Consider the following 13286-nt stretch of genomic DNA (forward strand, 5'->3'; position numbering starts at 1 on the left):
TTTCAATTTTCAAGCTTTTCCCACCTTACAATCGTTCAATTACCAATGCGCTTGCCCCCCCTCCGCCATTGCAGATTCCGGCAACACCGTACTTTCCATTCTCCTGTTGAAGAACGGATAACAGGGTTACTACAATACGAGCACCTGACGCACCAAGCGGATGTCCGAGCGACACAGCACCGCCATAAATGTTTACTTTTTCGGGATCCAATTGAAGAAGCCGATTATTAGCGATAGAGACGACGGAAAAGGCTTCATTAATTTCATAATAGTCAACTTCCTTTGCGGATAGCCCTGCCTGTTGTAAAGCTAAGGGAATCGCTTGAGCTGGAGCCGTTGTAAACCATTCAGGTTCTTGCTGCGCATCCGCATAACCTAGAATACGGGCGAGTGGTTTTACACCGAGTTGTTGAGCCCTTGTTTTGCTCATTAATATCAATGCTGCTGCACCATCGTTTAAGGTCGACGCATTAGCGGCGGTAACGGTTCCATCTCTTTGAAAAACGGGTTTTAGAGAAGGGATTTTATCAAAAATAACATTGTTTATCTCTTCATCTAATTCTATTGTTTGCGTATTTCCTCGCTTATCGCTTAGCGTAAGCGGTACGATTTCCTCCTTAAACTTTCCATTTTCTTGTGCCCGTTGTGCCCGCCTATAAGAGTTAATCGCATACTGATCTTGTTCTTCTCGAGTGACTTTACAAGCGGATGCACATAATTCAGCCGCTGATCCCATATGGTAATCGTTATAGACATCCCATAAACCGTCCCTTATAAGACCATCGATTAGTTGTTGATGCCCCAGTCGGTAACCGGTACGCACCTTATCTAAATAATAAGGGACATTACTCATGCTTTCAGTGCCGCCCGCTACTATAACTTCGTAATGGTTCAAAGCAATACTTTGAGCAGCCAGCATGATGGCTTTTGCTCCCGAAGCACAAACTTTGTTGATGGTCGTTGCCGGAATATTACCCAACCCGGCATGCCTTACCACTTGCGTAGCCGGAGCCTGCCCCAGGTTAGCCGACAGGACATTGCCGATATAGGCCGCCTGTATGTCCTCAGCGGTGAGTGTAGCCCTACTTACGGCCTCTTTCACTGCAAAACCTCCCAATTGCGTAGCGGTGAAATCGGAAAGGCTACCTCCGAAACTACCGATGGGCGTGCGAACGGCAGAAACAATATATACTTCGTTTATCATGTGGAATGTTATTGGTCATGAAGACAAGATAATCAAAATCTTAATTTTTCGCTAATCGTCCGAATTTTTATCTACATCGTCAGTTTTCGATCGTTTTCTTTTCCGGGCGCGAAGCGCTTCATGCAATATATACTCGATTTGGCCATTTGTGCTCCGGAACTCGTCGGCTGCCCAGGTTTCCAACTCTTTGAGCATATCCGAATTAATTCGTAAAGCAAATGCCTTTTTTTCTCCCATATTACTTCGTATCAAATGTTGGTGCCAGTCTGCTGCTGGTTAATAACGCTTGCTGATTTTTAATTGTAAAGTGTTCCGGTATTAACTACCGGAGAAACGCTTTTCTCTCCGCATAATACAACTAATAAATTACTGACCATGGCCGCTTTACGTTCTTCGTCTAGCTGTACAATATCTTTGGCAGACAATCGCTCCAATGCCATTTCTACCATGCCGACCGCACCTTCAACAATTTGCTTTCTAGCGGCAACCACTGCCGTAGCTTGCTGCCTTTGTAGCATGGCACTGGCGATTTCAGGTGCATATGCTAAATGTGTTATTCTTGCTTCGATCACATCGATACCAGCCCTTTCAAGTCGTTCGTTGAGCTCTTGCTCGAGCATTTGACTAACTTGTTGGGCACCATCTTTCAATGTAATAGCTGCTTCTTCGTCTTCAAAGTTATCATAAGCAAATAAATTGGCCAAATGTCGTACCGCAGCCTCACTTTGTACTTGTACATACTGAATGTAGTCGTCAACCGCAAATAATGCTTTTGCAGTATCTTTTACCATCCATACAGTAACTGCTGCTATTTCTATCGGATTCCCCAGCTTGTCATTTACTTTCATTTTATGGCCATTTAGATTACGGGCTTTGAGCGATACCCTCTTTTTGACCGCAAATGGATTAACCCAAAAGAAACCATCCTTTTTCACCGTTCCAATATAATTTCCGAAGAGGGTCAACACTTTTGACTCATTCGGATTGATAACGGTAAGGCCTTTAATAATCACTAGCCAGACAATAATGCTTAGGGTAATAATTAAGGGATTATTATATATAAAACCCATATATCCAAGCAAAACGGCAATCAAAAGTACAGCAATAGCCGCATAGCCCGATACGGCTGTAGTAGATTTTTCTTCTTTCATGATTTTTATATTTTATATTGATATCACAATGATATCAAAAATAAATCATAAAATCAAAATAAATAGCCATCTACCGATCGTAATCAGAGGAGAAGGCCATTGTAATTCGGTTGCATATAAAACAATTTTCTATAAGTTTGTATTAGGTTTAAAGAAATCAAAGCAAAAGTGTCGAAAAATAAAAGGACTCCATCTGTCTATTCAAGTAATCCGGCCGTGTTCAAATATGGGATGATGGTGCTCAGCGTTATTATCATCTGTATATTTCTACCTAAGCAGCCACGGTTTAGGTTTGAGTACGAAAAAGGTAAAATATGGATGCATGAAGATTTGATTGCCCCTTATAACTTTGCCATCCTAAAAACGTCGAGTGAGATTAAAGCGGATCGTGATCAAGTGCTTGAATCGGTATATCCGGTTTATGATAATCACACAGAAATCAAAGGGGAGGAGAACGAACGTTTTTTAAACGAATTTGAAGGGAAATGGAAAGGCAGTGGTCAAGAGGATCGGGAGATGGGGAATTATAGTCAGGCCATTACCCAGATTTTAGCACATATTTATGACCGAGGTGTTATTGGGCTGACTAAAAAATTCCAAACAAAAGGAGAGCATTATAATTTCAATCTGGTAACTAATAATATAGCAGAGAGAAAAAATACAGCAGAAGTGTATACTAGAGAGATGGCTTTAGCCTATGCTAATAGTATCATTGATTCAAAAAATAGTATTAGTGAAAAAGAGTGGTTAAAGAGCTTGGTGGGAGATTATATACAACCGAATTATGTATATAACGAACGACTTACCGATAAATTGATTGCGGAGGCTATTAATAATATTTCTACCACACGTGGAATGGTGCAACGAGGAGAACTGATTGTTGCGAATGGTAGTATGGTAAATAATGAAGTTTTCCAGAAAGTTGAATCCCTTCGGATGGCTTATGAAGAAGAAGCAAGAATAGGAGGAGATCGGAATGTCGTGGTGATCGGACAATTCTTGGTTGTTGGTTTAGTGGTTACGTTGCTCATGGTTTTTCTCTACCTGTTCAGGATTGATGTGTTTTCCAACAACCGTCTCTTATCTTTGATTTTACTAGTCGTTACCGGGATGTTAATCGTTCTGTCCTGGTCACTCAAATTAAAATTGTCCAGTTTATACTATATTCCCTTCTGCATTGTGCCGATTATCGTTCGTATTTTGTTTGACACACGTCTGGCACTGAATATTCATCTCCTTATGGTGCTTGTTTCCGGTTTTTTTGTGCCCAATAGTTTTGAATTTGCCTTTTTGCAGGTGACGGCCGGTATGGTCAGTATATATAGTATAAAGACGTTAATCAAAAGAGAGCAATTTCTCATCTCTTCGGTTATTATCCTGCTTACCTATTTTGTAGCGTATCTTGGCATCATCTTAATTCGTGACGGTTCGATTGCCGATGTTGGGTATGCTTCTTTTGTTCCATTTATTGTCAGTGTGGGCTTAACCTTGTTGGCCTATCCATTTATTTATGCGTTTGAGCGGCTATTTGGTATTACCTCGGATGTAACGCTTATGGAACTCACCAATACCAATTCTTCCTTGTTGAGAGAATTATCTTATAAAGCACCGGGTACTTTCCAACATTCGTTACAAGTGGCCAATTTAGCGGAAGCCGCCATTTATAAAATTGGTGGAAATGCCTTATTGGTAAGAGCAGGAGCCCTTTATCACGATATTGGGAAAATGCAAAACCCACAATACTTCATTGAAAATCAAACAAAAGGCTATAATCCACATGATGGTTTAACTTATGAGCAAAGTGCGCAGATTATTATTTCACATGTCAGTAAAGGGATTGACATGGCCCATAAACATCAATTACCGGAGTCGATCATTAGCTTTATCCGGACCCATCATGGAACTACACGCACGGATTATTTCTATAATGCTTTTATTAAAGCACATCCCGATAAAATTGTAGATGAGCACGTGTTCCGTTATCCTGGCCCCATTCCCTTTTCAAAAGAAACTGCAGTTTTAATGATGGCTGATTCCGTAGAGGCCGCTTCTCGGAGTATTAAGGAACCTGATGCCGAAAATATAAGTAATTTGGTCGATAAGATTATTGACGGTAAACTGGCACAAGGTCAATTGCGGAATAGTAACATAACGTTACAAGAAGTAGAAGCTATTCGTGCCATATTTAAACGAATGCTTATGAGCATCTATCACGTCAGGGTAGATTACGATGTGAAAAAGACACGGGAAGTGGAATAAAGAAGATTATCACCTTGAGCTCCAAAATGATAGCGATTTAATTATAAAAATCTGTGGTTTTGCCATGGAGAAAATTTGAAATAATAATTTTTTGTATTAGGTTTGCAGTCCCAAAAGGGAGGTGAGGTGCCTGAGAGGCCGAAAGGAACAGTTTGCTAAACTGTCGTACTGGAAACGGTACCGCGGGTTCGAATCCCGCCCTCACCGCCGATCGTGATAACAAACAACAATAAAAGCCTGTATTTACAGGCTTTTGTGTTCTTAGACATTACACACAAAGTTTAAGGTTTTTTCCCCTTTTAATCTTAAATCTATAACTCGCTTTTATTACTTTTGCTAATTAACTTACTTTAGATGTACGCACAAATTCCGCCTAAGGTAGAGTACGTTCTGATCCCACTTGGAGTAGGCCTTATTACGCCGCTGATACACCATTACGATTGGGCCAATACCGGTATGCCCGAGATGAAAGCTTCACGTGAACTTTATGAAAAGCCGGTGACCGTATGAACACCTATTATTTACCTGATGATATTTTGGATGGCGCTGCTACCGGTGCAGATGAGGTAATCATCCGTTCCTACAGCTCCGTGCATGATTCTGTTAAGAACAGGATCGTTTTAAATCAAAATATGATCAATCTGTTGGTTAGTGGTACAAAAACCGTTGTTTACCCAGATGCTACTGCCGTAGTGAACGCTGGCGAACTGGTGGTATTATCCACAGGAAATGTGCTCACTTCCGAACTTTTAACGGAAGGCCGGCAGTTCAGCAGCATCCTGTTTTACTTCAGTAACGAGTTGTTTAACAGGTTTCTCATCAAGTATGACCATTTGCTGCAAAGTGTCACTCCCCTAAGCGGTAAACAATCTTTCCTCATTTTTAAGCAGGATAATTTTGTGAAACAATTTATCTCTTCGGTACAGGCATTAATAAATACGGAAAGTCAGTTACCGGCTGCGATAAGACAGATCAAACTCGAAGAACTGCTTTTGTATCTTTTACATTCCGATCCTGTACGTTTCCGGGCTATTCAGATCATTACAAAAGATAAGGAGCAATTGCAGGTAAAGAAAGTGGTGGAAAGCCACATCGGCCAGCAGATAACGGTAGATGAACTGGCATTCCTTTGCCATATGAGCACTTCCACTTTTAAAAGGCGGTTTAGCGAGATCTATCATACCACTCCTCAAAAATGGTTGCTCACCAGAAAAATGGAACTGGCTGCCAAACTGCTTAGATCGGCAGATGAGAGTCCCTCGGGTGTTTATCTGAAGGTTGGTTACCAAAATCACTCCAGCTTTTCGAAGGCTTTTCGTAACCACTTCGGTAATACACCAAGCGATTATCATTTACAACATTTGAACGTTGCGCCTTAATACCTGAACGTTTGGCGCTAACTTGCAACCGCCGCGCACCAGTACATTTGTATTATCAAAACAATAAAAATTGAAACAATGATAGTAAACAATAAAGCCGTAGTGCGTCGCTTTAACAAAGAAGTAATTGAGCAGGGAAATGTCGACAGTTTCAACGCGCTTATAGACGATAAGTTTGTAAACCGGTCGGCTCCAGCTGGTATGGATAACGGGCCGCAAGGCATGATCTGCTTTTTTAATGAGGTCTTACGTCCGGCCATACCGGATATAAGCGTGACCATACATGACCAGGTAGCGGAAGGCGAAATGGTCACCACCCGCAAAACCATCAGTGGTACACAAACAGGTCCGATATTAGGTGTTCCCGCGACTGGAAAGAAAGTAAGCATTGAGGTGATCGACATGGTAAGGGTAAAAGACGGCAAATACGTTGAACACTGGGGCATTACAACATTACCTGAACTTCTTGCTACTTTATCGAAAGCCTAAGCAAAAACCTATGCTAAGTTCCGAGTGTGAAGTGATCGTTGACGTTCAGCAGGAAACTTGAACAGAGACGTCTATTTTCGGTTGCAACGTGGAAGATCGTAACGGAAGGAACTGTTTGGACGAAAAGCCAGGATATCCTAGAAAGTTCCCAACCGCCAAACTAATTAAGGGTGAGCAGACGTTGATCTTTTCTTACTGAACGGTAATTTAATCACTAAATATTTTTTAAAATGATTTGGTGTCATTACTAAAAAAACTATTTTTGTGGCACAAATAGGGAAATTAGCTCAGTTGGTTCAGAGCACTGCCTCGACAAGGCAGGGGTCACAGGTTCGAGCCCTGTATTTCCCACTTATTATTCCTAATCTTTCCCTTTATATACTCCATTTTACGACGGGTCTTTGTTGCTTTTAACCGAAAAAATTTCTGCTGTGTCATGTATATTTTTTTAAAAATGATACAGATCTCGGTCTCGAATAAATTAAATGTTAAATAGACATCAAAAATAGTCGTTTCTATAAATTTAGCCTACCTTTGTGGCAACTAATCAAGAGAATATATATGCACCCGAGCCTTTCATCCATTTATAGAAGTCTTTCATTTGTTTCATTATGGCTAGTATCCTTCGCCGCTTTTCCTCAACATCAAGCCACTGATCTTTTCCCGGATGGAACAAGTATTCCCGAATGGTTTTTTGATACTTCCAAGGTCGATTTTAGGAAATTGGGTAAAGCATATGTGATCACTGATTTTGGCGTTTCCAGTGATAGCACGAAGGTGCAAACCAAGGCTATTCAACAGATAATTGACAAAGCGGCTGCAAATGGTGGAGGTGTTCTTGTTATTCCCAAGGGAACCTTTTTGAGTGGAGCGCTATTCTTTAAGCCGAATACCCATTTATATTTGGCAGAACATGCTGTATTAAAAGGTTCCGATAATATTGCAGACTATCCGATGATTCCTTCTCGAATGGAAGGGCAAAGCCTCGATTATTTTGCCGCGTTAATCAATGTTTACGGTGTAGATGGTTTCACCATATCCGGAAAGGGTCTTATTGATGGGAATGGATTGGAGTACTGGAAAGCATTCTGGAAAAGAAGGGCAGAAAATCCGAAGTGCACGAATTTGGAAGTATCACGTCCACGACTGGTATTCATTTGGAAGTGCAATGATGTGCAGATACAAGATGTGGAATTGCGAAATGCCGGTTTTTGGAGTAGTCATTATTACCAATGCAATAATGTTAAAATTCTGAATGTACGCATTACCTCACCCCATAGTCCCGTAAAGGCGCCAAGTACAGATGCAATTGATCTGGATGTTTGTCATAATGTTTTGATAAAGGGATGTTATTTATCAGTTAATGATGATGCGATCGCTTTGAAAGGAGGGAAGGGACCTTGGGCGGACCGCGCACCTGACAATGGTGCAAATAGTAATATCCTCATCGAAGACTGTGAATTCGGTTTTTGCCATGCTGCTTTAACTTGTGGAAGTGAGGCTATTCATAATAAGAATATCTTGATGCGGAATTGCAACGTTCAAGATGCTAAAAGACTGTTATGGTTGAAAATGCGACCGGATACGCCGCAAAAATACGAATTTGTAACTGTCGAAAATATAAAGGGCAATGCTTATAGTCTTATTTACGTAAAACCTTGGACGCAGTTCTTTGATCTACAAGGGCGAAAGGATGTGCCGTTATCTTACTCAGAAAATATAACGCTAAGGAATATCGAATTGACTTGCGAAGTTTTTTTTGACGTAGATGGTAGTAAGTATGATAGATTAGCTAAGTTTACCTTTGAAAACCTCGATATCAAAGCCCAAAACACCGACATCAAGAAAAGTATTGTAAAAGACTTTTCGTTAAACAATGTAAAAGTGAATGATCATCTGCTTCGTTAAGTAACCTGTTTAGCAACTAGTTTCTATTTTATTATTGGAAATTTCAAAGACTTTTATAACTTTGTAATTCAAAGTACTTTTATGAAGGAAAAAGAACTCATGTCAGAATTAAGTTCCATTCGTAATTTGATGGAACGTTCTGCCAAATTTATATCACTCCACGGATTATCAGGCGTATTAGCAGGTATTTATGCACTTGTTGGTGCATATATCGGATATCGCCTCGTTTATCAGGTAGGTGGCGGGTTGATCTATCGTGATTATTACGTGAATGATCAAGAAATTATTGCTAAACTCATTGTAGTTGCGCTCTCCGTGCTCATACTGTCAATTATAACAGCAGTGGTGTTAAGCATGCAGAAGGCGCGAAGAGGGCACCAGAAAATCTGGAACGCAGCAAGTAAGGGCTTATTACTCCACGCCGGTATACCACTATTAACGGGAGGCCTATTGATTGTGGTATTATTGTTTCGGGGTTATTTTGGTATAATTGCTCCTGCGTGCCTTATCTTCTATGGTTTAGCTCTAGTTGCCGGTAGTCATTATACATTCAATGATGTCAAATGGTTAGGTATATCCGAAGTTGTCTTAGGACTTTTGGCTGCCATGATGCCGGGATATGGCTTGCTGTTCTGGGCGGGTGGTTTCGGGATTCTTCATATAATTTACGGTTCAGTTATGTACGTTAAATACGATAGAGCAAAGTAGTGTTAGAGCAGTTTGATAAAGCGTTTGAAAGTCGGATACGCTTGCAGATCATGAGCGTGTTAGCAGCAAATGAAAGTTATGACTTCAGTTCGCTCAAGGATTTATTAGAAGTAACGGATGGTAATCTTGCTTCGCATTTAAAGGCTTTGGAAAAGGAAGAATACATATCCGTTAATAAGAGCTTTATTGGGCGTAAACCAAATACCCGATACGAGGCAACACAAAAAGGGCTGATGGCATTCAAAAAGCATCTTGAATCACTGGAAAAACTAATTAAACAGCAGAAATAAAATTTTTTTACCTATTAACTTTGAAATACAAAGTACTTTACAATTAATAAAATGGAAACTCAAAAAGAAAAGAATGGCCTGTTAACTTGGTTAAAACGGTCTGCGACCGTAAAATTGGCAATGGTCGGCTTCCTCAGCTTACTACTGCTCATTCCCTCATCTTGGGTGATTGAGCTTATTCAGGAACGGCAGGGTAGACAGCGAGAAGTAATCGATGAAATAGCAAAAAGCTGGTCTGGGAACCAGAACGTCATTGGGCCTGTTCTGGCGGTACCTTATACCGCCTTTCAACGTATTAAAGATGATAAGGGTAATATTACAACAGAAGAAGTTAAGCAGTATATTTTTCTGATGCCTGATCGCCTCGATGTCCACACAGATGCGTCACCACAGCTTTTACATCGCGGAATATTTGATGCAGTTGTTTACAATGCCCAGGTTTCTATTAAAGGCAATTTCGAAGCGTTGGATTTAAAGAAATTAGGTGTAGAGGGTAAACAACTGCTGTGGGATAAGGCGCAGCTTCTGGTGAGTGTTAGCGACGTGAAAGGACTCAGGGAAATTCCTCGGATTAATATAGGAGATACGACGGTTGCTATGGAGCCAAGTTTCTCGGATTTACAGGCGTTTAAAAATAGCCTAAGCAGTCCCCTCGATTTAAGTCGTAAACAAAGTACAGAAATGTCCTTTAGTTTTGAACTTCTGCTGCGCGGAAGCGAAGGATTCTCCTTGACGCCTATAGGCAAGAATACGCTTTTTGAACTGGTGGGAAAATGGAAAGATCCTAGTTTTACTGGTAGTTATTTGCCGGAAACCCGTGCAGTTTCTGCTACGTCTTTTACGTCCCGTTGGAAAATACCCCATTTTAACCGGCCTGTTCCCCAACAGTGGACGGATAAAGACGGTAGTCGGCTCCATGAGGCTGAATTAGGTCATAGTTGCGGTGTTAATTTCCTCTTACCGGTGGATCAATATCAAAAAACAATGCGTTCGGCAAAATATGCCATGTTAATCATCCTGCTCACTTTTGTTTCTTTGTTATTTACAGAGTTCATTACGAAAAAGCTTGTCAATATCGTACAGTATGTTCTGATCGGTTTGGCAATGGTCGTCTATTACACTTTGTTGTTATCCTTTAGTGAACAGGTTGGTTTTATGTGGGCTTATATAATTGCTTCTTGTGCGACGATTGTCCTCATCGGTGTTTTTATCGCTACGATCCTCAAAAAGAAAAAATCATCGCTATTATTGACAGGTATTTTGTCCATTTTTTACCTCTTTGTTTATGTTATTATCCAACTTCAGGAGATGGCTTTGCTGGTAGGTAGTATCGGTTTGTTTGTCGTCATAGCGATGCTTATGTACGCCTCTTCCAAAATTTCTTGGGAAAATGATTAATACCTGAACTGGAACCAGGGTGTACTGTTAATTAAATGTCTATGTCATCAAAGCATAGACATTTAACTAGCGAGACCATGCGATTTATATTTGACGACAGACTACGAATGGCTGTGGTTTTGCATAAAGAGCTGATGATTTTTCCCCCACTTTTCTAACTGTTGCAGAATGGGTTTCAACTGTCGCCCGCTTTCGGTTAACTCATATTCGACCCGAGGAGGAATCTCGGCATATACAGTACGTTTCACCAATTTATTTTCTTCTAGTTTCCGTAGTTGCAGTGTCAGCATACGCTCCGTGATATTCGGGAGCTTATTCTTCAATTCTCCGAAGCGGAGTTTTCCGTTAATTAAATAGCAACCTATTGCTAAAGTCCATTGTCCGCCGATAAGGTTTGCTGCATATACCTCCATGCACTCATTGCTGAGTGTTTGTTTATTTTCAAAATTAGTTGAGCTTTGCTTTACTTTCGTCATACTTACTTTTTTGTTTGTAGCATACAATGGGTTGCTAATATACCAAATTGACGATGGCTGTTCTATTTTTGTGCGAAAGATAGGATAATATGAAAGCATTAATAATCGTAATTCATTCAGATTTAAAAAAGTCAGTTATCAATAAACGATGGTTGGAAGAATTAGAAAAATACCCCGATAAGTATACCGTTCACGATTTACATGACATGTATCCCGATGAAAAACTGGATATCGCACGAGAGCAACAATTAGTGGAAGCACATGATAAAATCATATTTCAATTTCCATTTTACTGGTTTAATTGCCCACCATTTTTTAAAAAATGGTTAGATGAAGTATTGACGTACGGGTGGGCTTATGGTAAAAACAGCGGTTATAAATTGCAAGGAAAAAAGATGGCACTCGGTATTACGGCCGGTATTGATAAGGAGGATTATCATCCATCAAAAAAGTATAAGTATACCTTAGAACAACTTGTCGCCCCCTTTCAGCTAACTTTTGAATATATAAAAGCTGATTATCACTCTTTTTTCGCTTTTTACGGAGCAGAGCATCGAGCACATTCAGAACGAGTAGAACAAAGTGCCAGCGATTATATCGCATTTATTGATGCGTTATAAAGAATTATGGTTATGAAACAAGACGAGGTGAAAATACTCGTCTTGTTTAAAAAATGAGAGGTCATGTTAATGTTCCTTGTCCAGTAATCCCGGATAGAGTATACCATCGGCAGAAGGAAAATCGAAATGAAGCAGATGGGCAATTAAGGGAGCGATATCCTCAAGTCCCATTTGAGGTATGACCACTCTTGGCCGAATACCTTTTCCGAAAGCAACAAATCCAGTCTCTATCTCTTTAAAATCAGGATAATATCCATGCGTACCGCCTTTTACCGGACGGGTAAGTTCACCATCCGTATCATTACCGAATGTAACACCCTGAATAGGAGCTAAAGCCAGCACCGCGTTCGGATCGGAACCTACTTTATCCAGCGCTTGACGGTCTACGATTCTAAATAGCTTTTGTTGTCCGGAAGGCAGCTGATTCAAGATTGCCTTTATCCTTGTAAGGCTTTGTTCATCCTTTTTATCCCTCAAGTGTAAGAAGGTTGATCCACCGCTGCTATGAAAAAAGGCTTTCCAATTGGCTTTGTTTTCATTATCTATTAGACCTGCTTTTGCCAATAATACATTTGGATTTAATTGGGTATGAATGTCAACGAAACCATGGTCGCCTGTTACAATAATAGTCGTTTGTTCTTTTAAACCCGCTTTGTCCACCGCATCTAAAATCGTTTTGATTGCTTGGTCTGCGGAGGCAACTGCTGAACGGACTTTATCTCCATCCCTTCCCTGCTCATGCTCAAAATGATCAACATCTGCTATATGTACAGCGGTAAAAGCAGGTTTATATTTCATAATCAGATAGGTGGTCATCCGCGCGTTATTTATGTCCGATGGAAAATAATCGTAAGCCATCTTTCCACCGACATTTTCCTGTATCTCTTCAAATAAACCGGCAGGATTCGCTTCCTTTGACATACCGCCTACATTATCCTTTTGTTCACCCTTCGTTTTCGGTAAGAACCAATATTCAGGAATACGCCAAGTTATCGGTGCATGTACCGTAACAGGCCACATAACACAGGCCGTAGTCAGACCGGCCTTCTTCGCCGCGCTCCATAAAGTAGGTACTTTCAACGAATCGTATTCCCAGTACCACTTACCGGTAGCTCCTTGTGGCTCTAAGGGCGTATTGTAGTAGATGCCATGTTTTATTGGTTTTACCCCCGTGACAATAGTCGTATGAGATGGATAGGTAACGGAAGGGAATACACCGCGGACGCCATCGCTGTAAGCCCCGGAGGCCATTGCTTGACGAAGGTGTACCATTCCCCAAGAAGGATCTTTGTAAAATTCAGGTCTAAACCCATCCACCGTGATAACTACTACATGTGCTTGTTGAGCGTGTATAATGAGGGTGGTGACAAGACTCAACGAAATCAGCAAAGCTATTTTTTTCAT

14 protein-coding genes and 2 tRNA genes are annotated in these 13286 nt (G+C 40.6%); 11 read left to right on the top strand and 5 right to left on the bottom strand.

The annotated features are described in order from the left end of the window. Positions 1–25 precede the first annotated feature (25 nt). From RYH73_RS15520 to RYH73_RS15530, 3 genes are read right to left on the bottom strand one after another with little or no spacing between them, the layout of a single operon-like run. Positions 26–1204, bottom strand: a complete 1179-nt coding sequence (locus RYH73_RS15520; RefSeq protein ID WP_335314352.1) for an acetyl-CoA C-acyltransferase — start codon at positions 1202–1204, stop codon at positions 26–28. A gap of 51 nt (positions 1205–1255) precedes the next feature. Next, positions 1256–1441, bottom strand: a complete 186-nt coding sequence (locus tag RYH73_RS15525; protein WP_335314353.1) for an Arc family DNA binding domain-containing protein — start codon at positions 1439–1441, stop codon at positions 1256–1258. 59 nt (positions 1442–1500) lie between these two features. Next, entirely contained in the window at positions 1501–2355 is an 855-nt protein-coding gene (locus RYH73_RS15530) for an SPFH domain-containing protein (protein WP_335314354.1), read from the bottom strand. Between the two features lie 168 nt (positions 2356–2523). On the opposite strand from RYH73_RS15530, the gene RYH73_RS15535 reads away from it, so the two are divergent. From RYH73_RS15535 to creD, 10 genes are all read left to right on the top strand, one after another. After that, positions 2524–4614, top strand: coding sequence for an HD family phosphohydrolase (locus RYH73_RS15535; RefSeq protein ID WP_442946100.1), 2091 nt, complete (start codon positions 2524–2526; stop codon positions 4612–4614). A gap of 120 nt (positions 4615–4734) precedes the next feature. Further along, positions 4735–4821, top strand: a tRNA-Ser gene (locus RYH73_RS15540). A 147-nt stretch (positions 4822–4968) separates the two neighbouring features. Then, positions 4969–5124 carry a hypothetical protein gene (locus tag RYH73_RS15545; RefSeq protein WP_335314355.1) on the top strand — a complete coding sequence of 52 codons (156 nt, stop codon included), beginning with the start codon at positions 4969–4971 and terminating at the stop codon, positions 5122–5124. Beyond that, positions 5121–5993, top strand: coding sequence for a helix-turn-helix domain-containing protein (locus RYH73_RS15550; protein WP_335314356.1), 873 nt, complete (start codon positions 5121–5123; stop codon positions 5991–5993). Before RYH73_RS15545 ends, RYH73_RS15550 begins: the two co-directional genes overlap by 4 nt. Before the next feature lie 78 nt (positions 5994–6071). Further along, the gene (locus tag RYH73_RS15555; RefSeq protein ID WP_335314357.1) at positions 6072–6482 is read left to right on the top strand and encodes an ester cyclase; all 411 of its coding nucleotides are present in this window, start codon (positions 6072–6074) and stop codon (positions 6480–6482) included. Positions 6483–6758: 276 nt separating this feature from the next. Further along, a tRNA-Val gene (locus tag RYH73_RS15560) sits at positions 6759–6833 on the top strand. 210 nt (positions 6834–7043) lie between these two features. Continuing rightward, on the top strand, positions 7044–8390 hold the full coding sequence (locus RYH73_RS15565; RefSeq protein WP_335314358.1) for a rhamnogalacturonidase: 1347 nt from the start codon (positions 7044–7046) through the stop codon (positions 8388–8390). Positions 8391–8471: 81 nt separating this feature from the next. Further along, on the top strand, positions 8472–9098 hold the full coding sequence (locus RYH73_RS15570; protein ID WP_335314359.1) for a hypothetical protein: 627 nt from the start codon (positions 8472–8474) through the stop codon (positions 9096–9098). Continuing rightward, positions 9098–9388 carry a winged helix-turn-helix domain-containing protein gene (locus tag RYH73_RS15575; RefSeq protein WP_335314360.1) on the top strand — a complete coding sequence of 97 codons (291 nt, stop codon included), beginning with the start codon at positions 9098–9100 and terminating at the stop codon, positions 9386–9388. Before RYH73_RS15570 ends, RYH73_RS15575 begins: the two co-directional genes overlap by 1 nt. A gap of 51 nt (positions 9389–9439) precedes the next feature. Further along, positions 9440–10786, top strand: a complete 1347-nt coding sequence (gene creD / locus RYH73_RS15580; RefSeq protein ID WP_335314361.1) for a cell envelope integrity protein CreD — start codon at positions 9440–9442, stop codon at positions 10784–10786. Positions 10787–10887: 101 nt separating this feature from the next. Here creD and RYH73_RS15585 read toward each other — a convergent pair whose 3' ends face one another. After that, positions 10888–11262 carry a winged helix-turn-helix transcriptional regulator gene (locus RYH73_RS15585; RefSeq protein WP_335314362.1) on the bottom strand — a complete coding sequence of 125 codons (375 nt, stop codon included), beginning with the start codon at positions 11260–11262 and terminating at the stop codon, positions 10888–10890. A gap of 89 nt (positions 11263–11351) precedes the next feature. Between RYH73_RS15585 and RYH73_RS15590 the strand changes: the two genes are divergently transcribed. Next, positions 11352–11882 (top strand): NAD(P)H-dependent oxidoreductase, encoded by a 531-nt coding sequence (locus RYH73_RS15590; protein WP_335314363.1) that lies wholly within the window; start codon positions 11352–11354, stop codon positions 11880–11882. A 66-nt stretch (positions 11883–11948) separates the two neighbouring features. Here the strand turns inward: RYH73_RS15590 and RYH73_RS15595 are convergent, their stop codons facing one another. Continuing rightward, complete coding sequence (locus RYH73_RS15595; protein WP_335314364.1) at positions 11949–13286, bottom strand: alkaline phosphatase family protein; 1338 nt, start codon at positions 13284–13286, stop codon at positions 11949–11951.

The organism is Olivibacter sp. CPCC 100613 (assembly GCF_036959255.1).
Classification (GTDB): Bacteria; Bacteroidota; Bacteroidia; order Sphingobacteriales; family Sphingobacteriaceae; genus Olivibacter.

Coding starts and splice junctions, on each gene's coding strand:
- RYH73_RS15520 (WP_335314352.1), bottom strand. CDS start 1,204: ATGATAAACGAAGTATATATTGTTTCTGCCGTTCGCACGCCCATCGGT.
- RYH73_RS15555 (WP_335314357.1), top strand. CDS start 6,072: ATGATAGTAAACAATAAAGCCGTAGTGCGTCGCTTTAACAAAGAAGTA.
- RYH73_RS15585 (WP_335314362.1), bottom strand. CDS start 11,262: ATGACGAAAGTAAAGCAAAGCTCAACTAATTTTGAAAATAAACAAACA.
- RYH73_RS15530 (WP_335314354.1), bottom strand. CDS start 2,355: ATGAAAGAAGAAAAATCTACTACAGCCGTATCGGGCTATGCGGCTATT.
- RYH73_RS15595 (WP_335314364.1), bottom strand. CDS start 13,286: ATGAAAAAAATAGCTTTGCTGATTTCGTTGAGTCTTGTCACCACCCTC.
- RYH73_RS15525 (WP_335314353.1), bottom strand. CDS start 1,441: ATGGGAGAAAAAAAGGCATTTGCTTTACGAATTAATTCGGATATGCTC.
- RYH73_RS15545 (WP_335314355.1), top strand. CDS start 4,969: ATGTACGCACAAATTCCGCCTAAGGTAGAGTACGTTCTGATCCCACTT.
- RYH73_RS15590 (WP_335314363.1), top strand. CDS start 11,352: ATGAAAGCATTAATAATCGTAATTCATTCAGATTTAAAAAAGTCAGTT.
- RYH73_RS15550 (WP_335314356.1), top strand. CDS start 5,121: ATGAACACCTATTATTTACCTGATGATATTTTGGATGGCGCTGCTACC.
- creD (WP_335314361.1), top strand. CDS start 9,440: ATGGAAACTCAAAAAGAAAAGAATGGCCTGTTAACTTGGTTAAAACGG.
- RYH73_RS15565 (WP_335314358.1), top strand. CDS start 7,044: ATGCACCCGAGCCTTTCATCCATTTATAGAAGTCTTTCATTTGTTTCA.
- RYH73_RS15570 (WP_335314359.1), top strand. CDS start 8,472: ATGAAGGAAAAAGAACTCATGTCAGAATTAAGTTCCATTCGTAATTTG.